The organism is Arthrobacter sp. OAP107, assembly GCF_040546765.1.
Taxonomy (GTDB): domain Bacteria; phylum Actinomycetota; class Actinomycetes; order Actinomycetales; family Micrococcaceae; genus Arthrobacter.
Genome location: NZ_JBEPOK010000001.1, coordinates 654,263 through 679,179, shown reverse-complemented (window position 1 = coordinate 679,179; position 24,917 = coordinate 654,263). Strand labels below are relative to the sequence as shown.

The following is a 24,917-nucleotide window of genomic DNA, read 5'->3' as shown; positions in this document are numbered from 1 at the left end:
TTCGCACCCGGCTATTTTTTGCGGCCGAATTTGGGCAGGTTAGCCAGCAGGTCCGCGGCCTTCGTCGCGGCGCGGCCCACGGTGCGGCCGATCTGCTGGGGGACGGTGTCGTCCTGGCCGGCGCTGCCGGGCACCTGACCGCCGGGAACCACGACGGCGGGACTCAGCTGGCCGCTGGCCGGTCGCCCGGGTGTGTGGGTGGCGTCGTCCGCGGCGCTGCCGGCATGTGCCGCGGCTGATTGGGCCCCCGCTGCCGCGAACGTGTCCGGGACCTCTGCGGTCTGGCCGCCTGCCGCCGGGCTGGCCGTGGCTGCCGCCCGTCCAGTACCGGTCTGCGCTTCCTCAGCCTGCTGGGTTGGTGCATCCGGTGAGGCTGCGGTGGAAGCCGTGCGTTCGACGTCGAACGTCTCCAGCCAGCTTGCGACGCCGGCCAGCGGCTTGGGATTGAGCGCGTAGTAGCGCTTCTGGCCCTGCGCGCGCATGCTGACGAGGTCTGCTTCGCGCAGCACCTTGAGGTGCTTGGAGATGGTGGGCTGGCTGGCGGCGAGCTCCTCGACCAGCTCCCCCACAGCTTTGTCCCCCGACTGGAGAGACACGAGAATGTCGCGCCGCGTTGCCTCAGCAATGACGGCAAATACGTCGTCTGTCACCATGAGACCCACCCTAGCGACATATACGCCGAATGGCATCTACTATTTCGCCGGTGGTTGGCCCCGTGAAGTGCTAGTCGAACCAGGGGTCCAGGCCGTACAGCGGGAAGACTTCCTTGCGCGTGGCCATCACGGTGCGGTCGATGTCGTCGTTGGGATCAAAGCCCACCTCCCAGGAGCGCCACCAGACGTCGGCGTCGTCGCCCATGGTCTCCGGCGTGTCCACGCCGTAGCGCGCCTGCACATACGTCCGCCACGCCTCCGGCACCGGGGTGCGGAGCGGCACCGGGCGGTTCGCGGCGATGCCGATCAGGTGGCTCCACGTCCGCGGCACCACGCCCGTAATGTGGTACCCGCCGCCGCCGGTGGCAACCCAGCGGTCCCCGCAGTACCGGGCGGCGAGGTTCGCGATGGCAGTGGCGGCCTCGCGCTGCCCGTCCACGCTGACGTTGAGATGCGTCAGGGGGTCGAGCCGGTGCGAGTCGCAGCCGTGCTGGCTGACGATGACCTCGGGCGCGAAGGCCCCCACCAGCTGCGGAACCACGGCGTGGAACGCCCGCAGCCAGCCCGCGTCCCCCGTCCCCGCCGGCAGAGCCACGTTCACTGCGCTGCCCCGGGCCTCGGGGCCGCCGATCTCATTGGCGAAGCCGGTACCGGGGAACAGCGACATGCCGGTTTCGTGCAGCGAGATGGTGAGGACGCGGGGGTCGTCCCAGAAGATGCTCTGCGTCCCGTCCCCGTGGTGGGCGTCGACGTCGATATATGCCACCCGCTGCACGCCGCCGTCGAGCAGTTTCCGGACTGCCAAAGCCGCATCGTTGTAGACGCAAAAGCCGCTGGCGCGGTCCCGGGACGCGTGGTGCAGCCCGCCGCCGAAGTTCACGGCCCGGACCGCAGAACCGTCCAGGATCGAGGCAGCCGCAAGGAGGGAGCCGCCCGCCAGACGCGCCGCGGCCTCGTGCATCCCGGCAAAGGCGGGGTCGTCCTCGGTACCCAGCCCGTAGGACGCGTCCGCGGCGGCCGGGTTATCGCTGGCCTGCCGTACGGCGGCGACGAAATCCGGGCTGTGCACGGTGGTGAGCTCACCGTCGTCGGCCACGTCCGGGGCCGCCAGCGTGACGTGGGCGAGGTCCAGCAGGCCCAGGCTCCCGGCCAGCCGGGCGGTGAGGTCCAGGCGTTCGGGTGCCATGGGGTGGCCCGGACCGAAGTTGTACGCCGTCATGGCGGCGTCCCACACCACCGTCGTTGGCAGTGCGGGGAGGCTGAGTCCCGGCTGGAATGTCATCACTGACAGGCTACCGGAGCCCGGTCTGTTCCTTGGCCCGGCCACGGCGCGGGGTTTAGTGGTTTACTACTGGAGGAAGCAGAGTCAATCGAGGAACAGCCGCACATGACCCAAAGCCAGTCGAGGTCCAAGAGCCCGGCCAACTGGCAACCCGCAACGCCGGAGCGTGAGGGCCTGTGGATATTCACGGGCATCCGTGACTTCATCGATGACATTGCCAACACGTCGCCGGCCCGCCTTGCCCTGAGCGCCTTCGTGGTGGTCATCGTCCTCTTCACCGCCCTCCTGTCGCTGCCGGCGTCCTCGGCGACGGGCGACTTCACTCCGCTGCACCAGGCACTCTTCACCGCGGTCTCTGCCGTCTGCGTCACGGGCCTGACGGTGGTGTCCACCGCCGTGCACTGGTCCTTCTTCGGGCAGCTGATCATCCTCGTCGGCATTTTCGTCGGCGGCCTCGGCACGCTGACGCTGGCCTCGCTGCTGGCCCTGATGGTGAGCAAGAAGCTTGGCGTCAGGGGCAAGCTCATCGCCCAGGAAGCCATGAACAACGCGGGCCGTCTCGGTGAAGTGGGTACCCTGCTGCGGATCGTCATCACCACATCGGTGGTCATCGAGGCCGCCCTCGCGATCGCCCTGGTCCCCCGCTTCATGGTCCTCGGCGAACCCTTCTGGCAGTCCGTCTGGCACGGCGTCTTCTACTCGATCTCGTCCTTCAACAACGCCGGCTTCACCCCGCACTCGGACGGCATCGTCCCCTACGAGACCGACCTCTGGATCCTCATTCCGCTCATGCTCGGCGTGTTCCTGGGCAGCCTGGGCTTCCCCGTCGTCATGGTGCTGCAGCAAAACGGGCTCAACTGGAAAAAGTGGAACCTGCACACCAAGCTCACCATCCAGGTCTCCTTCATCCTGCTAGCGGCCGGCACCGTCCTGTGGGCGCTCATGGAGTGGGACAACACCCGCACCATCGGGAACATGAGCCTGGGCGACAAGATTACGCACTCGCTCTTCGCCTCCGTCATGACGCGCTCCGGCGGCTTCAACCTAGTTGACCAGAACCAGATGGAATCCACCACCAAGCTGCTCACGGACGCCCTGATGTTCGCCGGCGGCGGCTCCGCTTCAACGGCCGGCGGCATCAAGGTCACCACCATTGCTGTCATGTTCCTGGCCATCATCGCCGAAGCCCGCGGCGACGCCGACGTCAAGGTCTACGGCCGCACCATCCCCGAGGGCACCATGCGCGTGGCCATTTCGGTGATCGTCGCCGGCGCCACCTGGGTGTCCGCGTCCGCCTTCCTGCTCCTGCACATCAGCGGGGCTTCCCTGGACCGGGTGCTGTTCGAAACCATCTCGGCGTTCGCCACCGTCGGCCTGAGCACGAACCTCAGTGCCGAGCTGCCGCCGGAGGGCGTTTATGTGCTGGCCGTCCTGATGTTCGCCGGCCGCGTCGGCACCGTCACGCTTGCCGCCGGCCTGGCCCTTCGCCAGCGCAGCCAGCTGTACCACTACCCGGAAGAGAGGCCCATCATTGGCTAATTCGTCAGGCGCCCCCAACCGCCCCGCCCACAACGCACCGGTTCTGGTGATCGGGCTGGGTCGCTTCGGTTCCTCCACCGCCGAGCAGCTGGTGAAGCAGGGCCGCGAGGTGCTGGCCATCGAGCGTGACAGGTCCCTGGTCCAGAAGTGGTCACCCGTCCTGACCCACGTGGTGGAGGCCGACGCCACCAACATCGACGCGCTGCGGCAGCTGGGCGCGCAGGAGTTCAGCTCAGCAGTGGTGGGCGTGGGCACGTCCATCGAGTCCTCGGTGCTCATCACGGTGAACCTGGTGGACCTCGGCATCGAGCACCTGTGGGTCAAGGCCATCACGCCCTCCCACGGCAAGATCCTCACCCGCATCGGCGCCAACCACGTCATCTATCCCGAGGCCGACGCCGGCGTCCGCGCCGCGCACCTGGTCTCCGGGCGCATGCTGGACTTCATCGAGTTCGACGACGACTTCGCCATCGTCAAAATGTATCCGCCGCGTGAAACGGTCGGTTTCACGCTGGACGAGTCCAAGGTGCGGTCCAAGTACGGCGTGACCATCGTCGGCGTGAAATCCCCGGGCGAGGACTTCACCTACGCCCGGCCTGAGACCAAGGTGTCCGCCCGAGACATGCTGATCGTCTCCGGCCACGTGGACCTCCTGGAGCGGTTCGCCGCCAGGCCGTAACGGGTGGTAAGAAGCCCGACGACGGCGCGACCCGCCGTCGTCCGCAACGCACCGCCGGTCGTCGTGCCTAACTTTTCCAACCGACGTCTGGGGGCTGTGGGTCAGCCGAGCTGCTTGGTGATCTCGGCGGAGCGGTCGGCCGCTGCGCGGGCGCCCGCGGCGATGATTGCCGGCAACCCGCGGTCATCGAACGTTGCGATGGCCCGCTCGGTGGTGCCGTTGGGGCTGGTCACGGCTTTGCGCAGGGCCGCCGGTTCGGCTCCGGGTTCCGCCAGCATGAGGCCGGCTCCCGCCACGGTTTCGCGGGCCAGCAGGAGCGCCAGTTCCTCGTCCAGGCCCAGTTCGACGGCGGCGGCGGCCATGGCCTCGGCCAGGTAGAACGCGTAGGCCGGACCGGATCCGCTGATGGCACCGAGTGCGTCCACCTGCTCCTCCGGGATTTCGACGACGGTCCCCACCGCGCCAAGAATGTCTTTGGCCCGCTGGAGCTGCTCGGGCGAGCAGTTGGTACCGGCAGACACCGAGACCACGCCGCGGCCCAGCTTCGCCGGGGTGTTGGGCATCGTCCGGATCACCGGCTGGCCGGCGGGAAGGGCAGCTTCGAGCTGGGCGATGGAAACGGCGGCGGCAACGCTGATGACGATCGCATCCGGGGAAAGTGAGCCGCTGATTTCCCGGGCCAGCTCCGCGATGCCCACGGGCTTCACGCCGAGAATCACTATGCCGGCACCCTTCGCCGCCTGCTTGTTGTTGTCAGGTTCTTCGCTGCCCGCGATGGCCGTGATGCCGGCGTGCCGTTCGGCCAGCTCCGCAGCCCGCTCCGCGCGGCGGACGGTGGCCACGACCTCCATGGGATCCGTGCCGCCCTCCAGCAGGCCGCCCAGAATGGCCTCGTTCATTGATCCACAGCCAAGGAATGCGATTCGGTTACTCATTGCTCCATCATTGCAGTTCAGTGCGCCGGATGCAGGCCGTGACCATTCACAGGAAGCTCACATGCTGATCGAAGCCTCCACACACCTTCGGCGCCTAACTTAGTTATTACCTCATTGAGGGTGCGAGTGATGAAGCAAGCATGGGGATGCTTGTCAGGCACCGACGGTCTGCAGTGGTTTTGCCCATTTTTCTGCAGCAGACCGTCGGTGCCTTTGCTTTTAACCTCCCCCTGGCCTCGGCAAACAAATTCCCAGCCCGCTTTCAGGTAAATCCAGCAGAACGCCCATACTCCCCCGCTAGAGTCGTAGACGCCTCACAGGTGCGAGTGATGGAGCCGGTCCTTCGGGGCTGGCAAGGCGCCGGTCGGTTGCAGAAGTGTTCCCCCCAGCTTCTTCTGCGTAACCGGCCGGCGCTTACTCGTTTAAGAAGGCTCGTTTAGGTCGGCTCGGCTAGGACGGCAGCCAGATCGCGCGGCCATCAGCCGGCCGGTAACCCCCTACAGGGCGGGCAGCGCCGGGACCTGCGGGACGCCCACATGCGGCGCGGGTTCCAGCGGACCGTCAAAGACCAGCTGGTCGAGCCGCCGGAGGATCAGGCCCTCACGCAGCGCCCACGGGCAGATCTTGATCTTCTTGTACTCAAAGAGCTCCAGGGCTGCTTCAGCCACCAGCGCGCCGGCGAGGAGCTGGTTGGCCCGTGCCTCGGAAACGCCCGGCAGGTGGAGCCGGTCTTCGGACTTCATGGCGGAGATCCGCTGGGCCCAGATGCCGAGGTCCGTGCGGTTGAGGTCGCGCTTCACGTACGGGCCTGCGGCGCTGGGGGCTGCCCCGGCGATGCGGGCCAGGGAGCGGAAGGTCTTGGAGGTGCCGGCCACGACGTTTGCCCTGCCCACCTCGTTGAAGCTGCGGACCACCGACTTGAGGGTGGTCCGGATGTACCGGCGGAGTTCCTTGACGCTCTTCGCGGACGGCGGATCCTCGTGCAGCCAGTCACGGGTCAGCCGGCTCGCGCCCAGGGGCACGGAGGTTGCAAGTTCCGGCAGTTCGTCCTGCCCCAGCGCCATTTCGAAGGAACCGCCGCCGATGTCGAAGTTCAGGACGGTGCCGGCGCCCCAGCCATACCAGCGGCGGACGGCGAAGAACGTCATGGACGCTTCCTCACTGCCGGTCAGCTCCTGCAGCGTGACGGTGGTTTCGTGCTTCACCCGGGCCAGCACCCCGGCCCCGTTGGTGGCCTCGCGGATGGCTGATGTACAGAAGGCCAGCAGGTCGTCGGCCTTGTGCCGGGCCGCGAACTCCCAGGCTTCGAGCACGAACTCCGTGAGCTCGTGCTGGCCGGCGTCGGTGATGTTGCCGTCCTCATCGAGGTACTGCACCAGCGAGAGGGGTCGTTTGTGCGACGCGAAAGGCACCGGCCGCGCGCCGGGGTGGGCATCCACCAGCAGGAGGTGGACAGTGTTTGAACCGATGTCGAGGACGCCTAGCCGCATCCTGCCATTATTCCTCCCGCCGGCGCAGCAGACGCAACCCGTCGCTTACATTGCGGGCTTTAGTCTGCGGCCAGCCGCGGGGGGTTACTCGCCTTCGAGGCCGGCGGGGTTGGGGTCCACTTCATCGGCGCGCTTGAAGTCGCGCTTGATGTTGGCGATGCCCTCAGGGTTGATCTCGAAGCCGTAGGCCGCGCCCGGGTTGATGACCATTCCCAGCTCATCGCCGATGTTGGCGATGATCGCCGCGCCCTGGGTGCCCAGCACGTTCGGGGCCGCCTCCAGGTACTCGGCGTCCACCCGGCTGGGGTGCGAGAACACGGCAAGGACCGGCTGGCCGTCCGCGTTGCCCAGCACCAGCGGTTCCACCTGCGAGTCCTCGCCCTCGAGCGCGTCGGAACTGATGATGTAGACCTCGTTGTTCAGGAACGACAGGATGACGTCCACCGGATCGGCGTCCGGCTGGCCGCCCCGGGCCAGCTTCTCCTCAAGGTCGTTCAGCGGCGTGGTGTCTGCGGGTTCCGGCTGTTCAGTCATGCATCTACTCGACCACGTCACAGGGCACGAAGCAATTCCATGACCCTGCTGGTTGAGCCTGGAAAATCCGGGCTCAACCGGCGGGCCCTACTTCTTCGCAGCAGCCTTCTTGGCCGGGGCCTTGCGTGTGGTGGTGCGCTTGACCGGGCCCTTGGCCCGCTTTTCGGCCAGAAGTTCGACGGCGCGTTCCCGGGTCAGTTCCTCCAGCGAGGTGCTGCGGGGCACGGTGATGTTGGTGATGCCGTCGGTGATGTACGGACCGAAGCGGCCCTCCTTCACCACGATGTTCTTCTCCGACACCGGGTCCGGACCGAACTCGGCCAGCGGCGGCACCGCGGCACGGGCACCGCGCTGCTTGGGCTGGGAGTAGATCTCCAGCGCCTGCTCCAGGGTGATGGTGAAGATTTCCTCTTCCGAACCGATGGACCGCGAGTCCGTGCCCTTCTTCAGGTATGGGCCGAAGCGGCCGTTCTGCACCGTGATCGGGTTGCCTTCGGCATCTTCACCGAGCACGCGCGGCAGGCTCATGAGCTGCAGCGCCTCGTCCAGGGTGACCGATTCCACGGTCATGGATTTGAACAGCGAACCGGTGCGCGGCTTGGCCTTGACCGGCTTCTTCGGCGGCTTGGGCTTGCCGTTCTTGTAGTACTCCACGGGCAGGTTGGCCAGTTGCTCCTCGGTCATCTCCGGGATGATCTCCGTGACGTAGGCGCCGTACCGGCCGTTCTTGGCAACAACCGTGTGTCCGGTGTGCGGATCGGTTCCCAGGACCCGCTCCTCCGGAGCGGCGGTTTCCATGAGCTCCACGGCCTTCGCGGCGGTGAGCTCATCGGGGGCAAGGTCCTCCGGGACGTTGGCGCGGGCTGACTCCACCACCTCGCCGGTCTTTGGATCCACCGTGGGCAGCGAGCTCTCCAGATAGGGGCCGAATTTGCCGACGCGCAGCGTGATGCCGTCCGCGATGGGCACGGAGTTGATCTCCCGGGCATCGATCTCACCCAGGTTGTTCACGATGCTCAGCAGGCCCGGATCGGCCTCTTCACCGTAGTAGAAGTGCTTGAGCCACGCGGCGCCCACGGCCTGGCCGTTGGCGATCTTGTCCAGGTCGCCTTCCATGTCGGCCGTGAACTCGTAGTCCACATAGTCCGTGAAGTGCTGTTCGAGCAGGCGCACCACGGAGAACGCGATCCAGCTCGGCACCAGGGCGGAACCCTGCTTCCGGACATATCCGCGGTCCTGGATGGTGGAGATCGTGGACGCGTAGGTGGACGGGCGTCCGATGCCCTTCTTTTCCAGCTCAGCGGTCAGCGAAGCTTCCGTGTACCGCGGCGGCGGCGAGGTCTCGTGGCCGACGGCGATGATCTCCGAGGCGCTCAGCCCGTCACCCTTCGCGACGTTCGGCAGGCGTCGGGCCTCGTCGGAGTCGTCGTCGCCGCGGCTTTCGTCCTTGCCTTCCTCGTACGCTGCCAGGAAGCCGGGGAACGTGATGACCGTGCCGGAAGCCGAGAATTCCGCGTCGCGTCCGTCGGACGCCACCGCACCCAGGCGGATGGTGGCCGTGGAGCCCTTGGCATCGCCCATCTGCGAGGCGACGGTGCGCTTCCAGATCAGTTCGTACAGCCGGAACTCGTCGCCGCTGAGCTGCTTGGCGACCTGTGCCGGGGTCCGGAAGGAGTCACCGGCGGGGCGGATGGCCTCGTGGGCTTCCTGCGCGTTCGCGGCCTTGCTGGTGTAGACGCGGGGCGACTGCGGAACGTACTCGGGTCCGTACAGCTCGGCGGCCTGGCGGCGGGCGGCCGTGACGGCCTCGTCACTCAGCGCGGAGGAGTCCGTACGCATATAGGTGATGTAGCCGTTTTCGTACAGCCGCTGGGCGATCTGCATGGTGCTCTTGGACGAGAACCGCAGCTTGCGGCCGGCCTCCTGCTGCAGCGTGGAGGTGGTGAAGGGCGCGGCCGGGCGGCGGGTGTACGGCTTGGTGTCCACCGAGCGGACGCGGAAGTCAGCGTCCTGCAGGGCAGCAGCCAGCGAGGTGGCGAGTTCCTCGTTGAGGTGCGCCACGTTGCGCGAGGTGAGTTCGCCGTCGTCGTTAAAATCCCGGCCGGTGGCGACCTTGGCGCCGTCAACGGCGGCGAGCTTGGCCTTGAACGAGCCGGCATCGGCACCGAACTGGCCGGTCAGGTCCCAGTAGGAAGCAGCCTTGAACGCCATGCGCTCCCGTTCACGGTCCACCACCATGCGCGTGACCACGGACTGCACGCGGCCGGCGGACAGACCGCGCGCCACCTTGCGCCACAGCACCGGGGAGATCTCGTAGCCGTAGAGGCGGTCCAGGATGCGCCGGGTTTCCTGCGCATCCACCAGGGCGGCATCGACGTCGCGCAGGTTGTCCATGGCGCGGTGGATGGCTTCCTTGGTGATTTCGCCGAAGGTCATCCGGTACACGGGGACCTTGGGCTTCAGGACCTCCAGGAGGTGCCACGCGATGGCTTCGCCCTCGCGGTCCCCATCGGTTGCGAGATAGAGCGCGTCGGCGTCTTTGAGCTGGGCCTTGAGCTCTGCCACCTTTTTCTTCTTATCCGGGGAGACGACGTAGTAGGGCTTGAAGTCGTTTTCGACGTCGACGGCGAACTTGCCCAGGGAGGTTTTCTTCAGGTCCGCGGGGAGCTCGGACGGCTGCGGCAGGTCGCGGATGTGACCGATGGAGGCCTCGACAATGAAGCCCTCGCCCAGGTACTTGGCGATGGTCTTGCTCTTGGCCGGAGACTCCACGATCACGAGTTTCTTGCCGGTTTTGGCCTTGCTTGGCACAGTGCTCCTACAGAAAAAGGTTGCTCGGGCAGATCAGCCCATATTGGCCTAGTTCACCATATTTTGCAGAATTCTGCGCTGTCATGTGGAAAACGGTGGCCCCCGTCACGGGCCGGGCTGCCGGCTACCCGGCCGGGTCCCCGGGGCCCGGCGCAGGCCTGTTCCCCGCGCCCGTCAGGCGCCGTCGTGGCCGCCCGTGGGCCCCGGCGGGGTGCGGTCGTCCGGAATCATGGACCACATGGTGGCGATCCGCTCGGCGCCGGGCGGAATGCGGCTGGGATCCTCCAGCTCGTAGTCCCGGAGCAGGTCAAAAACCCTTTCCGTCAGTTCGCCGCGCTGCTCGGCCGTCAGGTAGAGGAGGTTGCTGGCGAGCAGAACCGCCGACGCCGGCTCCCCGGACTCACCGCGCCGGCGCTGTTCATCCCGGGCCCGGGCATAGGCGCTGGCGCGCCGGCGGAACGCATCCAGTTCGAGGTCGATCACCGCAAAGTCCGGGCCTGCCACCGAGCCGCCCGAGTTGATCGCAAAGTCAGTGCCCGCGGCCTTCCACCGGCGTTCGCGCGCGTCGGCGGACGCCTCGGCCGGAACCACGATGCCCCACTTCTGCAGTGCCCGCAGGTGGTAGCTCATCGCGCTCGGGGTGAGCCCGGTCTGCTGGGCCAGTTCCGTGGCCGTGCGGCTGGACTGCGTGGAGTACAGCTCCGAGATGACCTCCAGGCGCGCGGCATGGGCCAGGGCCCGGATCGCTTTGGGGTCGGTGATTTCCACCTTCTTTTCCGGCCTGGTTTTCCGGCGCGGCGCGGCGTCCGCCGGCGGTGTGCCCGCCGGTCCCGAAGACGGCCTGTCAGTACTCACTCCTTCAGTTTACGCAGCACGCCGGGGCTCTGAAAGAAATGCTTGATAACCACGGTTTCGGACAGGCCGGCTTGCCCCGGAAATACTAAGCATGCTTTGCTTATATGCGTAAACAGACCTCCCGCAAGCAGTTCGCGGCGGGGCCGCCAGCGTTGGCAGCCCCGTGAGAAGCCCAAAGGATGACCATGATTACCCTCGACGAAGACGCATTGACACCGGCAGCCCTGCCCGCCCATGAACTGGCCGGCTCAGGCCTGGCGACCGGCGCAGCCGCCGACGGCTCCCTCCTGGCGCAAACGGGCACCCCGCAGCACTGCCGGCGGCCGATGAAGCGTCTGGATCAGGAGTTCTCCCTGGAAATGGCGATCCGGGTGGACGGCCAGCGCCTGATCCGCTCGGTGAAGGCCGTGGGTGCAGCCGACGCCGTGACCTACCGCTGCATGTGCGGCTTCACCATGGACGTCCCCGCTCCGGGGATGGACCGCGCGCTGATTAACTGACGGCTCCTGCTGCGCCCCCGGCGCGAACGGACACTTGTGGCCCCTCATCCGCTGGGATTTGGGGCCACAACTGTCCGTTCGCGCTGTGGGACCGCTGTCAGCCGGGGTCTGCGGGGAGCAGGAATCCGTCCCGGACCAGGTTGGCCACCTCGGTGAGCAGACCGGTCCGGAAGGCGTCGCCGTCGAACTCCTCCGTCCCGCCCAGCAGCGCCTCAAGGGCACCGATGATCTGTCCGGCGGTCAGGTCGCCGTCGCACGTTGAGACAAAGCCCGCCAGTTCGGTGCTGAGCAGGTTGGTGCGGCGGAGCCCGGCTCCCTGGCGCAGCAGGATGACGCCAGGGTGTTCGGCGCCGGGGCGCTGGTGGCGCTCCTCGGTGACGTCTTCGGCCACGAGCAGGTGGGCCGCCGCGACGTCGTGGTCCGCCAGCCAGTCAGCCCTTTCGACCGCTGCCCCCAGGTGCGGCCCGACGGGTTGTTCAATCGGGTAGGTAATCTCCTCGAAGCGATGGATCCGCCGCGCACCGGCAGGCCGGCGCAGGAAGATCATCCCGAAGCCGATCCCGGCGACATTCCGTGAGGCGAAGTCCGCCAGATACGCGGCGTAGGCCTCCTGGTAGTGCCGGCGGTCCCGGGCTTCGGAGGCATCCTGCAGCCAGGTCTCGGCGTACTGCTCCGGCCCCACCTGTTCGCGCTGGATGAACCACGCGTCCGTGTCCGGACCGGCCCAACCTCGCGGCCGCTCATCCCATGCAGAGCCTTCCGGGATCTCCCAGTTGCCCAAAAGCTGGGCCGTTCCGCCCGGAGCGAGCACATCAGGCAGGGAGCGGATGAGCGACGCGACGATCTCGTCTCCCGGCAGGCCTCCGTCGCGGTAGGTGAACTGGTCGGCCGCGGCCTCGCCCGCCGTGCGGGGCGTGATGACAAAGGGCGGATTGGACACGACGAGGTCGAACGCCTCGCCGGCAACGGGCTCGAGGAGCGATCCGAGGCGCAGGCTCACCCGCTCGTCCGGCTGCGCCGGATCGATGTCCAGTGCTTCGGCATTGAGCAGGAGGTTGAAGCGCGTGAAGGCGAGGGCGCGCTCGGAAATGTCCGTGGCGGTGACGTGCCCGCTGTGCTGCAGCAGGTGGAAGCTCTGGATGCCGCAGCCGGTGCCCAGATCCAGCGCCCTTCCGGCGGGCCGGCGGATGGTGGACTGGACCAGGGTGGTGGAGGCCTGGCCGATGCCCAGGACGTGGTCGTGCCTGAGGACGCCGGGCCGCTGGTGTGCGGCGAGGTCGCTTGCCACCCAGATTTCGACGGCGCCGTCGCCGGAGTCCCAGCCGTAGGGGCGCAGGTCCGCTTCGGCGGCTACCCCGGTCCCCGTGATTTTCGCCAGCCCCAGCGCAACGAGGCCTTCGGCGCGGGTCCGCGGCAGCGCGCCGTCGAGCACCGCAGCTTCCTGCGGAACGGCCAGAAGCCATAAACGCACGACGGCGGCCAGAGCCGTGGTGCGCGGCTCGCCGGCGGCTGCTGGTTCCGTCGCGATCAGTGCCGGGATGAGCTGGTCACGGTTGAGGGCCGCATACGCCGGCTCCCCCAGCATGTCCGCCACGCCCGTCAGGGTGTAGCCCACCTCGCGGAGGTCCGCGGCCAGCGCCTTCAGGAGGTCGGGCAGGTCGCTGCGCGGTGCGTCGGGAGTGTTGCCGGCGGTGAAGTGCGTTGGTTCGGTCACCGGCCAAGTCTATTTCCCGGCCAGGCCTGCGTGCCGGTCGTGACCGCGCGCCGGCCGTGATCCTTTGGGGCGCCTCAGGCCGGGGACCTGTGGCTGTGGTGCCTGAATATTGTCGGCGGCTGAAGCTACAGTGGGGCCATGCTCGGAACCCAGGCAGTGGCGGCCGATCCTGATTGGCTGCGGTACGCGGTGGCATTCGCACCGCTGCTGGCCGCCGTCATTGCTGCCTGGATCGCGTGGCGCACGCTCGCCCAGCGGCGCGTGGCTGACCGGCGGGACCAATGGTGGAAACGGACGCAGTGGGCCATCGACCTTGCCATGGACCGCGACTTCAGCAGGGCCGTCGTTGGCCTGGTGGCACTGAAGCACCTTGCGGCCAGCGATCTGTGCACCGAGGAGGACTACGAGTTGCTGGACAAGATCGGCGGCGCCAAGATCGATGCCCTGACCCTGTCCGAGGAAAGCGCCCGGCGGGAGGACGTGGAGAAACACCTTTCGAATCATGAGGCCCCGGATCGGGAAGCTGTGGAACCGCAACCGCCACATCGGGAAACCGCCGTTCCGCCGCGCACCGCGGAGCGGGCAAGTGTCATCCCCGTGACCTTGGAGTCCCGGGACGAACGAATTCTGGCGGACTCCGCGGGTATGGCCAAAGTACTGGTCGAGGCAGACAGACTTGTCTCTTTTGTGGCCGCGCGGCGAAGCGGGAGGAGGCGAAAGGAATCCGAGGGCAGCTCCAACGGGTAAGTTTGAAGTCATGCCTGAACGCTCACCCCTGTTTTCCCGTGCCCTGGGCGGGGCGGCCGCATCCGCCGCCATCCTGCTTGCCACTACTGCGTGCTCCCCCGTGGTGTCCGTCGAAAACGCCGATGTTCCGCGGTGGCGGGCCACCGCCCTGCCCTCCGACAGCCAGGCAGTGCTGGAGGATTCCGGCAAGATCCTCAACCGGAACAGGATCGTCCAGGAGGCGGCCAGCGTTCCGGCCGGTGACTACACGCTGACCATCACGTGCGACGGCGGCGGCAAGGCGTTCTTCGCCGTGACGCTGGCCGGCAAGGAACTGACGGAAGCCGGGGCAGCCTGCAACGGCAGCCGGGAAACCGCGAGAATCACTGTGCCGAAGACGGGGCGGATGGAGATCAGCGCCTCCAGCGTGGACGCACCGCTGCTGTACGCCTACCACCTGATTCCTGCGCGGTAATCCGGTACAGGTCTGGCGACGGAGCCGTACGGATCCCGCAGATCGGGGACGGCCCGGGAGAATTTTTTCGTCCGGTGGATTCCCATCTGTACCGGCGCCTCCGGGAGGCCTAAAGTCGGGGTATGCCCGCGGTACGGATGGCCTCCGCGCATCGTTTCCTGGGGCGGGTGCAACGCAAGCGTTGGCTGCGGGCGCCGGCAGCCGCCGTCGTGCTTTTCTTTGTTCTGGTGGCGGCCTTCCTGGGCGGCTGTGAATACAGCTACGACGACGGCCGGGGCGAACTTCCGGATGCAGCCCCCGTGGTGACGGATCCGGTGCTTCCGCGTGATCCGCTGGAGGACGAGCCCGTCTCGGGTCAGGAACTCACCGAATGGGCGAAGGAAGTCCTGCCCGACGCCGAGGGACAGGTGTTCCACACTAGCTACGGGAGCGTCGCCAGGGGCCGCAGCAAGACCGAATCCACCAAGCAGCTGCCGGGCGGCACGTACTCCCTCACCCTCGCGTGCCGGAGCGAGCGGCGGGTTTCTTTCACCATCCGCGACGCGGAGTTCGCCCTGGTGGACCTGAGCCTCCGGTGCGGCACATCGCGAGTCAATGTGGTGCACCTGTCCGAGGACTCCGTGCTTCGGGTGACGGTGGAGGCGCGCTCGGACGCCAACTTCGCCTACCGCATCAGCCGGATCTGAGGCTGGAGCTCACACGCGTCCGCAGCCGGGACTACTGTCAGGTGCGCCCGCAGGCGGCGGCGTCGCCGTACAACTCATGCGGCGGCGCTGCAGTCCAGCTTAGGCGGCGGCGCAGCCGTCCGGGCAGCGCAGGGTCTCCGGGTTGGCGGCGCACCCGGCGCAGTAAAGGGTGAGTGTGCGGCAGCTGGGATTCGAGCAGTTCTCGAACTTGCTCGTGGGCGCCTGGCACCGGACGCACTCGCCGATGGTCTTGGCGTCCCCACTGAATTCGAGGTGCATGCGCTTGTCGAAGACGTAGAGGGAGCCTTCCCAGAGGCCCTGATCCTTGAATTTTTCGCCGTAGCGCACGATGCCGCCGTCCAGCTGGTACACCTCTTTGAACCCGCGGTTCACCATGAGGCTGGACAGCACCTCGCAGCGGATGCCTCCGGTGCAGTAGGTGACGACCGGCTGGTCCTTGAGGTGGTCGTATTTGCCGGAGTCGAGTTCGGTGATGAAGTCATGGGTGGTTGCGACGTCAGGGACGATGGCGTCCTTGAACTTGCCGATCTGTGCCTCGAACGCGTTGCGCCCGTCGAAGAACACGACGTCCTGGCCGCTGGCCTTCTTCACATCGACGAGTTCGTGGAGTTCCTCGGGCAACAGATGCGTCCCGCCTCCCACGACGCCGTTCTCGTCCACCTTCAGCTCGCCGGGCGCTCCGAAGGACACGATCTCGTCGCGCACCTTGACGCTCAGACGGGGGAAGTCCTCCGCCCCGCCGTCGGACCACTTGACGTCGATGCCGTGGAAGCCCTTGTATTCACGGGTGGTTTTCACGTACTGCTTGACGGCCCCGATCTCCCCGCCGACGGTGGCGTTGATGCCGTCCTTGGAGATGAGGATCCGTCCGGTCAGGCCGAGCTTTTCGCACAGGGCACGCTGCCAGAGCCGAACAGCGTCCGGGTCTGCGATGGGGGTAAAGCCATAAAAGAGTACGATTCGGTTCAAAGCCACGTATTTAAGGGTACTTGGTGGCCGCCGGGGACGGATTCGGCCCGGGCAAGAGCCTCCTATCACAATTGCATAAGCAAGCGCCAAAGCCCTGTTGCTTATGACAGCGCTGGAATACTCTCATCACATGACGCCAGAAGCCATGGTTGGAGACATCACTCATCTGCTTGAAGTCTGGGTAGCCGGTTGGGCTGCTTGCCGGGGCTACGAGACGCGCACCGAGGGACGGTTCCCCGCCGCCTTGCGTGCGGACACGACCGGGGACTGGGAGTACTTCGCTTCTGACCCCACGGACGCCGAGTTCGCGGACCTGGCCGCAAAGACGGCAGAGGCCCCCAAGCGGGTCCTGACCATCCTGACCAACGATGTGGGGCGCTACAAGCTCCTGGCTGAGCAACACAACCTCAACGCCACCTCAGCGTCCCAGACCATGATGGTGGTGGACATGGAAACCCAGGACTCCGAGGACCCGTGGCTCTCGGACGACGACCTGGCCCTGAGAACGTGGGAGTCCAACGGTGTCCACTTCGCCGAAGTGCGCTCGGGCGACGCCCTTGCGGTGAGCGGCCGCGTGGTAGTCATCAACGGCACCGCTGTGTTCGACAAGATAGTCACCGAACCCTCTTTCCAGCGCCGGGGCCTGGGCAGCTTCATCATGAAGGCACTGGCGGCGCAGGCGTTCTCCCATGATGTGGAGGACGGACTCCTGCTGGCGTCCCTGGACGGACAGAAGCTGTATTCGCATCTGGGCTGGTCCTCGGTGTGCCATGTGCTGATGCTCTCGGCCTCCGATGAGGGCTCCGACCTCTCCGTGGTCTGATCCGTTCCCGCACGCGCCCTCTTTGGTTTTGTCTCGGGGATTTTTGCCTGGATGAAAGAATGTTGGGGTGAACCCCCATGACTCGCTGATTCCGTTGCTGGGCCGTGGCCCGGACCCGGAGCAGCTCCGGCATGTGCGGACCATTCCATCGCGAGCCGCCGTGCACGAACCGTGGCCGGACTGGGCGCACCCCGACCTGGTCGCGGCCTACGGCAACCTCGGCATCCACCAGCCGTACCGGCATCAGATCCGGGCGGCGGACATCGCCCACGGTGGCGATCACGTGGTGATCGCCACCGGGACTGCTTCGGGGAAATCCCTGGCCTACCAACTGCCCGCACTGGACGCAATACACCGGTCCGAGCTCCGCGTCCTGTCCGACCCCGGAAAAATCCACGACGACGGCGCCGTGACGCTCTACCTCTCCCCCACTAAGGCGCTGGCGGCAGACCAGCTTGCCGCGATCCGGTCCCTGAACCTCCCAACTGTCAGGGCCGAAACCTACGACGGCGACACCGACCAGGCCTCGCGCCGCTGGATCCGCGACCACGCGAACTTCATTCTGGCCAACCCGGACATGCTGCACTTTGGCATCCTGCCCAACCATGCCTGGTGGGCGGGGTTCTTCAGGCGCCTGCGGTACGTGATCGTGGACGAGGCACACAGCTACCGCGGCGTTTTCGGTTCCCATGTGGCCAACCTGATGCGCCGGCTGCGGCGCATCTGTGCCTACTACGCGACCGATGGCAGCTCCCCCGGACCGGTGTTCATTGCGGCGTCCGCCACCGCCTCTGAGCCAGAGAAGTCCTTCGGCCGGCTCATTGGCGCCCCGGTCCGTGGAGTCTCGGAAGACTCTTCGCCCCACGGATCCACGACAGTGGCGTTCTGGGAGCCTGCACTCACCGAGGTCCGCGGCGAGAACGGGGCCAAGGAGCGCAGGACGGCGGTGGCGGAGACCGCTGATCTTCTGGCAAACCTTGTCTCCTCACGGGTCAGGACCATCGCGTTTATCAAATCCAGGCGCGGTGCAGAAACCATCTCCTCCATCACCAAACGGCTTCTGGACGAGGTCGACCCGAGCCTGCCGCAACGGGTGGCGGCCTACCGTTCCGGGTACCTCCCGGAGGAACGCCGTGCCCTGGAAAGGGCGCTGCGGACCGGCCAGCTGCTTGGCATTTCCAGCACTTCGGCCCTGGAGTTGGGCATCGACATCTCCGGGCTCGACGCGGTGCTGGTGGCTGGCTGGCCTGGCACAAGGGCCTCCCTCTTCCAGCAGATCGGCCGGGCGGGCCGCGCCGGGCAGGACGCCATCGCCGCCTTCGTGGCCAGCGACGATCCCCTGGACACCTACCTGGTCAACCATCCCGAAGCCATCTTCGATGTGTCCGTCGAGGCCACAGTCTTTGATCCGTCCAATCCCTATGTCCTGGGCCCGCACCTCTGTGCTGCTGCCGCCGAGCTCCCGATCGGCGTGGCGGAGCTGCCGTTGTTCGGCGCAACTGCAGAGAAACTCCTCGGGCAGCTGGTGGCACAGGGTTACCTGCGGCGGCGCCCGGCCGGCTGGTTCTGGACCCACCCGCAGAGCGCGGCCGCCATGGTGAACCTCCGGGCCGACGGCGGCGGCCCGGTGAGCATAGTGGACGCGGACACCGGTTCGCTGCTGGGGACCATGGATTCGCCGCAGACGCACTACCAGGCCCATACCGGGGCCGTGTACGTCCATCAGGGTGACAGCTACGTGGTGGAGGACCTGAACGAGGACGATCATTGCGTGGTGGTACGCCGGGCCAACTCCGACTATTACACGACAGCGCGGGACGTCACGCAGATCGAGGTCCTCGAGACCCAGCGGACGGCGCAGTGGGGCGACGTGGCCGTGCACTTCGGCGACGTCAAGGTCACAACGCAAGTGATCTCCTTTCAGCGGAAGGCCCTGATTTCCAATGAAGTCCTGGGCGAGGAACCCCTCGATCTGGGAGCCCGCGACCTGTTCACCAAGGCCGTGTGGTTTGTGGTGGAAAACCGGTCACTCACGGGCGCCGGACTCATCGAAGCGCAGTTTCCCGGCGCCCTCCATGCGGCCGAGCACGCCGCCATCGGCCTGCTGCCCCTGGTCGCTTCGAGTGACCGCTGGGACATCGGCGGGGTTTCAACCGCAATCCATGCCGACACAGGGGTGCCGACGATTTTCGTGTATGACGGGCATCCTGGTGGCGCCGGTTTTGCCGAGCGGGGCTTCGAGAAAGCCAAGGTGTGGCTGAAGGCCACGAGGGACGCGATTGAAGCGTGCGAGTGTGAATCCGGTTGCCCCTCCTGCGTCCAGTCGCCCAAGTGCGGCAACAAGAACAACCCGCTGGACAAGGATGCGGCAGTCACCCTGATCGATGTCCTGCTGAAGGACGCACGGGACGCTGCAGCCCCGGAAGATTCCAAGGCGGGCGCGCAGGCGTAGGACGCGGTGTAGGTGGGAACATGGTGCTTTAGGGCGGCGGTCCCGCCCTGGCACGGCCGGTGGCGAGGCCCAGGAGGGGACTGGCAGGCAGCCCGGTACTTACTTCGACGGACTGGTCGCCTCCCAGGGTGCAGCTGACGAGCGTTGCTTTGTGGCGGGCAGCCACCGCCGCGGCCACAGCGCACGGCTCACCCGCCGAGACACCGCGGAGCGCGTCAGCCGCGGCCAAGGCGGCGAGGTCGGCTGCGGCGGCGGCCCTGGACGCCGACGCCGACGCCTGCGCCAGCAGGAGGAGCAGGGACATGACCATGACAACCACCATGCCCAGCCCCGCGGCCAGCACAGTGCCCGACCCGCGTTCGGATTCGATACCGGATAGGGGATTCCTGCGCTGGCCGAGGGACTGTTGGCGTCGCAGGCTCACAGTGACCGTCCGGCAGCAATGCCGTGTGCAGGAGGCGGTGCCGATGACGGCGTTTCGCTTCGTGCCTCGGCCCTGGCAGTCAGCGTCCACGGCACCAGGCTCCCGAGGGGCCCGGCCGCCCGGTCTGACACCGTGACGCTCATCCATTCGCCGCCGGGCACCACTGCCGACGAGGCCGAAGGGCCGGCCAGCTTCCGGACGATACCGTCGACCGCGGCGGGGTCTTCACCCCTGGCGAGCGCCCTGGCACCTGCCCGTGCAGCGTCCAGCAGCCGCAACTGGGTGATCCCCGCCGCAGACCCTGCCAGCAGCATCGCCAGAAGCAGCAGGACCGCCGGAAGAGCGACCGCCAATTCAGCGGTCACTGCGCCACGGCTCTGCCCGCGTTGGCTCTCGGTGCCGCGGGCCTTCCCCTGACCGCGGCTGCCGGCCTCTTCTCCGGATGGGCTCCTGTGCTGCCGGCAGGACTCAAGTCCGGCCGCCGTTAGGGTCTGCGGAGCGGGTTTCACGGCAGGGCCAGCGCCGTACGGATCAGGTTGAGCAGGAAGCCGCGGACTTCGTCGCTTCGCAGGATGAACACCAGGAGCCCGGCAAAGCCCACCGCCGCCAGGGTGGCGATGGCGTACTCGGCGGTCGCCATGCCTGCTTCCGAGGCCATGAGGCGCCTGCGTGGCCATGGCCTCACCCGCGGCGCGTTGCTGGCGCCAGGGTAGATCTCCAGCACGTCGGCTTCTTCAGAGTCCTGGCGCAAGGGCCGGGCGGTTTCACCCGGGGATTGGTAGTTGAGGGACATGAATTTTCCTTTCTGGAGTTCCGGCGGGTTGCCGGTGCTTCGACTCTCCCGTCCGCCGGCGGGACGGGTAAGGCCTGAACCTCGCTAAGTGGAAAAGCAGCCCGTCCGGCCTCCTGTGGAGGGAAGGTGCTGGTGTGCCACCGACGGCCCCTGCGGACAGTGCGGTCGTCAGTGGTACGCCCGCCCGGGGGGCAGGAAAAAGCGGAAGAAATGAGCAGGGGTGGCCGTTCAGGCAACAGGAAACGGACAGGGGTCAGCTAATAAGGCTCCAGCGCATCGGGCCTTGCGGTGCAGGAGGTCGCGGCGCAGTCTCCCGCAGCGACGGGGGACGTCGGGGCGAGGTCTCAGTGGCGAGGGGTCTCAGCCGCCTGACCGGCCTCAGCGAGCCGAACGAACTCAGCCGCCCGAAGGAACCAGGGCGAGCAGCACGGGAACGACTCCCAGGCAGATGAAGGCGGGCAGTGAGCACAGCCCCAGCGGAACGACCAGCTTGACCCCGAGGGAGGCCGCGCGCTTCTCCGCGGCCCGGAAGCGTTCCCGCCTCATTCTGGCGGCCTGGGCATAGAGGATGGACGAAGACGGCGCGCCAGTGAGCGCAGCGAAGCCCAGGGCATCCCGGAGACCCAGAATTTCCGGCGAGCGCACGTCTGAACTCCGCCAGGCCGTCTCCCAGTCGGCACCGATGGCCATGGCTCCGACGACGGGCCGCAGGGCGCGGCCGTACTCGGGTGAGGCCGCGGCAGCCACCAGTTCCAGGGCCCGTCCGATACCCGCACCTGCTTGCAGCATGGCAGCTATCAGCTCAAGCATCATGGCAGTATCCCGCAACCCCGGTGGCTGCCCTGCACCGGTCTGAGAGCCATCTCCACCATCGGCAATGCTATTGCCCGCCCCCAGGCCGCTCCGGCGGAGAAGCCCGGATCTCGCGTGAGCGGTTCCGCTAAAGGCGAGGCCTGCGGCGGCCGTGAGCGCCAGGAAGATGAGGGAAGCAGCCAGAACCGAACCGCTCATTGGCCTGATCCCGTCATGCCCTCGCAACCCGACCGGCCAGTTTTCATGGTGCAGCCGCTCCGGCCGCTGCCCGCACAAGCCTTGCGGACCAGATGCGGCCAGCGACTGTCAGTCCGATGCCCGCGACCAGCGCAGCCACCCCCAACGGTGTACCAAGCAACATTGCCAGCGGGTCCACGCCGAGGCAGACACCCAGTCCGAGTCCCAGCAGGGGGAGCCAGGTCAGCAAGGCGACGGTTGCCTTCGGTCCGGCGAGCGCCGTTTGCCGGGCCGCTTCGGCATCATCTTCAACCTCCAGCTGGGCCGCGAAGCGCGTCAGGACGTCAGCCAGAGGACAGCCGCTGGCTTCCGCTATTTCGAAGCAGGCCGCCAGTTCCGCCCAGATCCGCAGCTCCCGGCCGCTGGCACCCTGGCGCGAAGACGAGCATGCGGACCGGATCGCCTCGGCTACCGGCGCTCCCCGCAGGGCGGCTCCCCTGGCGAGTGACAGAACTGCCGCCGACCCCGGGCTGAGCCGCGGCCGGCGGGGGTCGTCATCTGCGCAGCCCTGCTCCACGTAGAGCTGCCACAGTTCGTCCCACAGCCGCGAAGGAGACCGGCCGCCCTTCAACAGGGCGGCCAGTTGCTGAACCACAACCGTCAGGGACACGAAGGTTGCCTTGCGGCGACCCCGGCCGAGGCCAAACCGGTCTCCGCCCGGAACGGCCGGCCGGCCGTTCCCGCGAACACGGCCACCCGCTAAACGGCTGAGTCCGAAGGCACTGCGTGCTCGCCGAAGGGGCCCAAATGCAGGACTCAGGATCAGCCACGCGGCAAGAGCCAGTGCACTAACAAAGACTGCTGTCATGCTGCTGCCCCGCGGGCGCCGCGTTTGTGGCTCATCCCCGGACCTTCCTGTCCTGTTGGCCCGGTGAGCGCGCCCGGGTGCGACTGCTCCGGCCCTCCAGCCGCTGGCCCGTCCAGCCCAGAGTCGCGAACGGGACCGGAGTCGCGGGCGGGACCTGAAGTGCGGGCTGACCCGACCAGGCCCGGATCGAGGGCCAACCGCTGGGCAAGGACCTCCCACACCGGCCCGGGGACCGGCCTGCCGCCTGAAACGTCCAGCGCAACGGCGACGTCGAGGCCACCGTGCCGCTCGGTCAGGATGCCGATACACGCGACGTGGCGTCCGTGCCTCGACCGTGCCACGTGCACCACCACATCAAGGGCGCTGGCCACCTGCAGGCGGACCGCGTCCTGTCCAAGCCCTGCCAAGGCTCCGAGGGCGGTGAGCCTGGCCGGGACAGCGCCGGCGGCGTTGGCGTGGATGGTCCCGCCGCCCCCGGTGTGGCCAGTATTCATGGCCGTCAGGAGTTCGCGCACTTCTGAGCCGCGGCACTCCCCCACAATCAGCCGGTCCGGCCGCATCCGCAGGGCCTGGCGGACAAGTTCCCCGAGATCCACGGAGCCGCCTCCCTCGAGGTTCCCGTGCCGCGATTCCAGCGAGACCACGTGCGGGTGTACCGGGTTTAGCTCCGAGGCATCCTCGATCAGGACCAGCCGCTCCCCCGGGTGGCACAGCCCCAACAGGGTGGACAGCAGCGTCGTCTTTCCGGAGCCGGTGGCCCCGCTGACCAGGAAACTCAGCCGCCGCTCCACCATGCGCTCCAGAACGCACTGAACCAGTGGCCCGAACATGCCCCCATCGCGGAGCTCGTCCATGGTGAAGACCTGTTCCCGCCGGATCCTGATACTGAGCAGCGTGCCCGACGCCGAGATAGGCGGCAGGACGGCATGGACCCGGTAGCCGCCCTCGAGCCGCACGTCCACGCATGGCGATCCGTCGTCCAGACGCCTGCCGCCGGAGGCGACCAGCCGGGCGGCAAGGGCCCTGAGCTGGGCCTCCCCGGCGAAGGCCACGGATGTCCGTTCGATGCCGCGGCCCCTGTCCAGCCACACGGAATCCGGGGCGTTCACGAAGATATCCGTGACGGACGGATCCCGGACCAGGTGCTGCAGCGGCCCAAGTCCGTTGAGCTCGGCACTGATGCGTTCAGCGGCGGCGAGGGAACCCGCTGTGCCCAGCAGCTTACCGGTGGCCTGCACGGCGGCCGCCACCCGCGACGGGGTCACCGGCCCGGCATCCGCCATGACCGACTCGCGCACGGTCTCAAGAAGCCCCGCGTCCAGGACCCGGGCCGCGCGCCTGCGGCCGGCGGTCTCCGCGAGCGCGGCACGGGAAGCGGGTGCACCAGGGACCGGGAACCCTGCTGCGGCGCGGCCGCCAGTATCGGCACCGGCCCCGGGCACTCCCAGATGAGCACTCACCGGAAGTCTCCCACCTGCAGATCGCCGGCGAGGAGGCCAAGCACCGAGGAAGCGAAGTGCCGGACACTCTTCCGCCTGCCCTGGTCAAGCAGGCGCCCCAGCTCGGTGGCCGAGGCTGTGCCGCGCACCTCGGGCATCACACCGAGCAGCGGGAGTCCTACGGATTCTGCGACGAGCGCGGCGTCCAGCGCCACGCCGGCCTTTCCCCTGATGACCAGGGCAGATTCAACGGGCGGAAGCTCCTGCAGCAGCCGGGCGGCGGCAACTGCAGCCTTTAGTTGGGCGGGGACGACAACCAGGAGGCGGTCGCAGTCCCATGCGAACGTGCGCAGCGGTTCGGCGCTGCGGCCAATATCGACGATCACCACTTCGTAACCCCGTCGAGCGGCGTCGAGGACGCCTCCCACGGTGACCGGGTCCACGAGGGGCGGCCGCTCCCTGCCCCCGGGCCAGGACAGAAACGAGAACCCGCCAGCGACGGGCAAGGCGTCCGTGAGCTGCTGCGGGTCGATGCTGCCACTGGCGTCGGCGAGGTCCGGCCAGCGAAGGCCTGGGGATTCCTCCGCCGCCAAGGCCAGCTCCAGCCCGCCGCCCCAGGGATCGGCATCCACGAGCAGAACCCGTGCACCGAGTTCAGCTGCTGCCTGCGCGAGCCACGCCGCCGCGGTGGTGGCACCTGCCCCTCCGCAGCCGCCGGTAACGCCGAGCACCAGGCCTCCGGCCTCCGGTGAACGTGACCGGCTGAGGTACTCGGCAAGCCACGCGGCAGCGTCGGGAAGAACCGCGACGCGTTGGGCACCCAGGGCTGCGCCCAGGTGCCAGAGCGTATCCCCTTCCCCGCTCAGTCCCACCAGCACGGCTGGCGCGCGGCGCCGGGGCGGCAGTTCGCGGACATCGCTGCCGACCAGGACGTCGGCTGCGGAATCCCAGAATGGCGCGGCCTCCGCCACGTCGTCCACCACCCGGAGCCGTCCGCCGGCCGCCGCGACAATCCGTTCAACCTCGCCACGCAGATATTCGAAGCCCGTGACGAGCAGTACGTCGCCGCCGTCGGCGGGAAGCCAGGTCCCCGGTTCCGAACCGGTCCACGGCCCGGCCGGAGCTGGCCTGCGCGGCGCACCGGGCCCCTCATCCTCCGGCAGCGCACTGGCGGGGTCTGATGGGAGTCGCCGGTTCCGGGCGTGGTGCCTGCTCATGCAGCAACTGTGCCCAAAAAGACCTGCCGCGCGTCAGGGGCG

The 24,917-nt window shown here is 67.6% G+C and carries 24 protein-coding genes; 8 read left to right on the top strand and 16 right to left on the bottom strand.

Features of this window, described 5'->3' with window-relative positions:
• Nucleotides 1–11: 11 nt before the first annotated feature.
• A complete protein-coding gene (locus tag ABIE00_RS03105) occupies nt 12–653 on the bottom strand; it encodes an ArsR/SmtB family transcription factor (protein WP_354256582.1) in 642 nt (213 codons plus the stop codon).
• 70 nt (nt 654–723) lie between these two features.
• A complete protein-coding gene (locus tag ABIE00_RS03100) occupies nt 724–1,935 on the bottom strand; it encodes an acetoin utilization protein AcuC (RefSeq protein ID WP_354256579.1) in 1,212 nt (403 codons plus the stop codon).
• Between the two features lie 105 nt (nt 1,936–2,040).
• Between ABIE00_RS03100 and ABIE00_RS03095 the strand changes: the two genes are divergently transcribed.
• A complete protein-coding gene (locus ABIE00_RS03095; RefSeq protein ID WP_354256576.1) occupies nt 2,041–3,474 on the top strand; it encodes a TrkH family potassium uptake protein in 1,434 nt (477 codons plus the stop codon).
• Nucleotides 3,467–4,153: a potassium channel family protein gene (locus tag ABIE00_RS03090; protein ID WP_003797805.1), complete on the top strand. Its 687-nt coding sequence runs from the start codon at nt 3,467–3,469 to the stop codon at nt 4,151–4,153. Before ABIE00_RS03095 ends, ABIE00_RS03090 begins: the two co-directional genes overlap by 8 nt.
• Before the next feature lie 101 nt (nt 4,154–4,254).
• Here the strand turns inward: ABIE00_RS03090 and proC are convergent, their stop codons facing one another.
• From proC to ABIE00_RS03065, 5 genes are all read right to left on the bottom strand, one after another.
• The gene (proC, locus tag ABIE00_RS03085) at nt 4,255–5,088 is read right to left on the bottom strand and encodes a pyrroline-5-carboxylate reductase (RefSeq protein WP_354256571.1); all 834 of its coding nucleotides are present in this window, start codon (nt 5,086–5,088) and stop codon (nt 4,255–4,257) included.
• Nucleotides 5,089–5,585: 497 nt separating this feature from the next.
• The gene (locus ABIE00_RS03080) at nt 5,586–6,578 is read right to left on the bottom strand and encodes a Ppx/GppA phosphatase family protein (protein WP_354256568.1); all 993 of its coding nucleotides are present in this window, start codon (nt 6,576–6,578) and stop codon (nt 5,586–5,588) included.
• Between the two features lie 84 nt (nt 6,579–6,662).
• The gene (locus ABIE00_RS03075) at nt 6,663–7,112 is read right to left on the bottom strand and encodes an SseB family protein (protein WP_354256565.1); all 450 of its coding nucleotides are present in this window, start codon (nt 7,110–7,112) and stop codon (nt 6,663–6,665) included.
• 87 nt (nt 7,113–7,199) lie between these two features.
• The gene (gene topA / locus ABIE00_RS03070; protein ID WP_354256562.1) at nt 7,200–9,923 is read right to left on the bottom strand and encodes a type I DNA topoisomerase; all 2,724 of its coding nucleotides are present in this window, start codon (nt 9,921–9,923) and stop codon (nt 7,200–7,202) included.
• Between the two features lie 174 nt (nt 9,924–10,097).
• The gene (locus ABIE00_RS03065) at nt 10,098–10,778 is read right to left on the bottom strand and encodes an ArsR/SmtB family transcription factor (RefSeq protein ID WP_354256559.1); all 681 of its coding nucleotides are present in this window, start codon (nt 10,776–10,778) and stop codon (nt 10,098–10,100) included.
• Between the two features lie 185 nt (nt 10,779–10,963).
• On the opposite strand from ABIE00_RS03065, the gene ABIE00_RS03060 reads away from it, so the two are divergent.
• Nucleotides 10,964–11,278: a hypothetical protein gene (locus ABIE00_RS03060; RefSeq protein ID WP_354256556.1), complete on the top strand. Its 315-nt coding sequence runs from the start codon at nt 10,964–10,966 to the stop codon at nt 11,276–11,278.
• Between the two features lie 97 nt (nt 11,279–11,375).
• Here the strand turns inward: ABIE00_RS03060 and ABIE00_RS03055 are convergent, their stop codons facing one another.
• Entirely contained in the window at nt 11,376–12,992 is a 1,617-nt protein-coding gene (locus ABIE00_RS03055) for a DUF7059 domain-containing protein (RefSeq protein ID WP_354256553.1), read from the bottom strand.
• Between the two features lie 138 nt (nt 12,993–13,130).
• On the opposite strand from ABIE00_RS03055, the gene ABIE00_RS03050 reads away from it, so the two are divergent.
• The 3 genes from ABIE00_RS03050 to ABIE00_RS03040 all read left to right on the top strand — a co-directional run bounded on the left by ABIE00_RS03050 (nt 13,131) and on the right by ABIE00_RS03040 (nt 14,879).
• Complete coding sequence (locus ABIE00_RS03050; RefSeq protein WP_354256550.1) at nt 13,131–13,739, top strand: hypothetical protein; 609 nt, start codon at nt 13,131–13,133, stop codon at nt 13,737–13,739.
• Nucleotides 13,740–13,749: 10 nt separating this feature from the next.
• Nucleotides 13,750–14,193, top strand: a complete 444-nt coding sequence (locus ABIE00_RS03045; protein ID WP_354256547.1) for a DUF6023 family protein — start codon at nt 13,750–13,752, stop codon at nt 14,191–14,193.
• Nucleotides 14,194–14,315: 122 nt separating this feature from the next.
• The gene (locus ABIE00_RS03040; RefSeq protein ID WP_354256544.1) at nt 14,316–14,879 is read left to right on the top strand and encodes a DUF6023 family protein; all 564 of its coding nucleotides are present in this window, start codon (nt 14,316–14,318) and stop codon (nt 14,877–14,879) included.
• A gap of 99 nt (nt 14,880–14,978) precedes the next feature.
• Here the strand turns inward: ABIE00_RS03040 and trhO are convergent, their stop codons facing one another.
• The gene (trhO, locus tag ABIE00_RS03035; protein WP_354256541.1) at nt 14,979–15,875 is read right to left on the bottom strand and encodes an oxygen-dependent tRNA uridine(34) hydroxylase TrhO; all 897 of its coding nucleotides are present in this window, start codon (nt 15,873–15,875) and stop codon (nt 14,979–14,981) included.
• Nucleotides 15,876–15,999: 124 nt separating this feature from the next.
• On the opposite strand from trhO, the gene ABIE00_RS03030 reads away from it, so the two are divergent.
• Both ABIE00_RS03030 and ABIE00_RS03025 read left to right on the top strand, forming a co-directional pair.
• Nucleotides 16,000–16,692, top strand: a complete 693-nt coding sequence (locus ABIE00_RS03030; RefSeq protein ID WP_354256539.1) for a GNAT family N-acetyltransferase — start codon at nt 16,000–16,002, stop codon at nt 16,690–16,692.
• A gap of 67 nt (nt 16,693–16,759) precedes the next feature.
• On the top strand, nt 16,760–19,144 hold the full coding sequence (locus tag ABIE00_RS03025; protein ID WP_354256536.1) for a DEAD/DEAH box helicase: 2,385 nt from the start codon (nt 16,760–16,762) through the stop codon (nt 19,142–19,144).
• 28 nt (nt 19,145–19,172) lie between these two features.
• Here the strand turns inward: ABIE00_RS03025 and ABIE00_RS03020 are convergent, their stop codons facing one another.
• The 7 genes from ABIE00_RS03020 to ssd form a co-directional block, all read right to left on the bottom strand.
• A complete protein-coding gene (locus ABIE00_RS03020) occupies nt 19,173–19,568 on the bottom strand; it encodes an Rv3654c family TadE-like protein (RefSeq protein ID WP_354256533.1) in 396 nt (131 codons plus the stop codon).
• Nucleotides 19,565–19,933, bottom strand: coding sequence for a TadE family type IV pilus minor pilin (locus ABIE00_RS03015; protein WP_354256530.1), 369 nt, complete (start codon nt 19,931–19,933; stop codon nt 19,565–19,567). Before ABIE00_RS03015 ends, ABIE00_RS03020 begins: the two co-directional genes overlap by 4 nt.
• A 140-nt stretch (nt 19,934–20,073) precedes the next feature.
• Complete coding sequence (locus ABIE00_RS03010; RefSeq protein ID WP_354256527.1) at nt 20,074–20,361, bottom strand: DUF4244 domain-containing protein; 288 nt, start codon at nt 20,359–20,361, stop codon at nt 20,074–20,076.
• A gap of 396 nt (nt 20,362–20,757) precedes the next feature.
• The gene (locus tag ABIE00_RS03005; RefSeq protein WP_354256524.1) at nt 20,758–21,372 is read right to left on the bottom strand and encodes a type II secretion system F family protein; all 615 of its coding nucleotides are present in this window, start codon (nt 21,370–21,372) and stop codon (nt 20,758–20,760) included.
• Between the two features lie 43 nt (nt 21,373–21,415).
• On the bottom strand, nt 21,416–22,219 hold the full coding sequence (locus tag ABIE00_RS03000; RefSeq protein ID WP_354256521.1) for a hypothetical protein: 804 nt from the start codon (nt 22,217–22,219) through the stop codon (nt 21,416–21,418).
• A complete protein-coding gene (locus ABIE00_RS02995) occupies nt 22,216–23,679 on the bottom strand; it encodes a TadA family conjugal transfer-associated ATPase (RefSeq protein WP_502914191.1) in 1,464 nt (487 codons plus the stop codon). The genes ABIE00_RS03000 and ABIE00_RS02995 overlap by 4 nt, the downstream gene beginning before the upstream one ends.
• Nucleotides 23,676–24,875, bottom strand: coding sequence for a septum site-determining protein Ssd (ssd, locus tag ABIE00_RS02990; protein WP_354256518.1), 1,200 nt, complete (start codon nt 24,873–24,875; stop codon nt 23,676–23,678). Before ssd ends, ABIE00_RS02995 begins: the two co-directional genes overlap by 4 nt.
• Nucleotides 24,876–24,917: the final 42 nt, after the last annotated feature.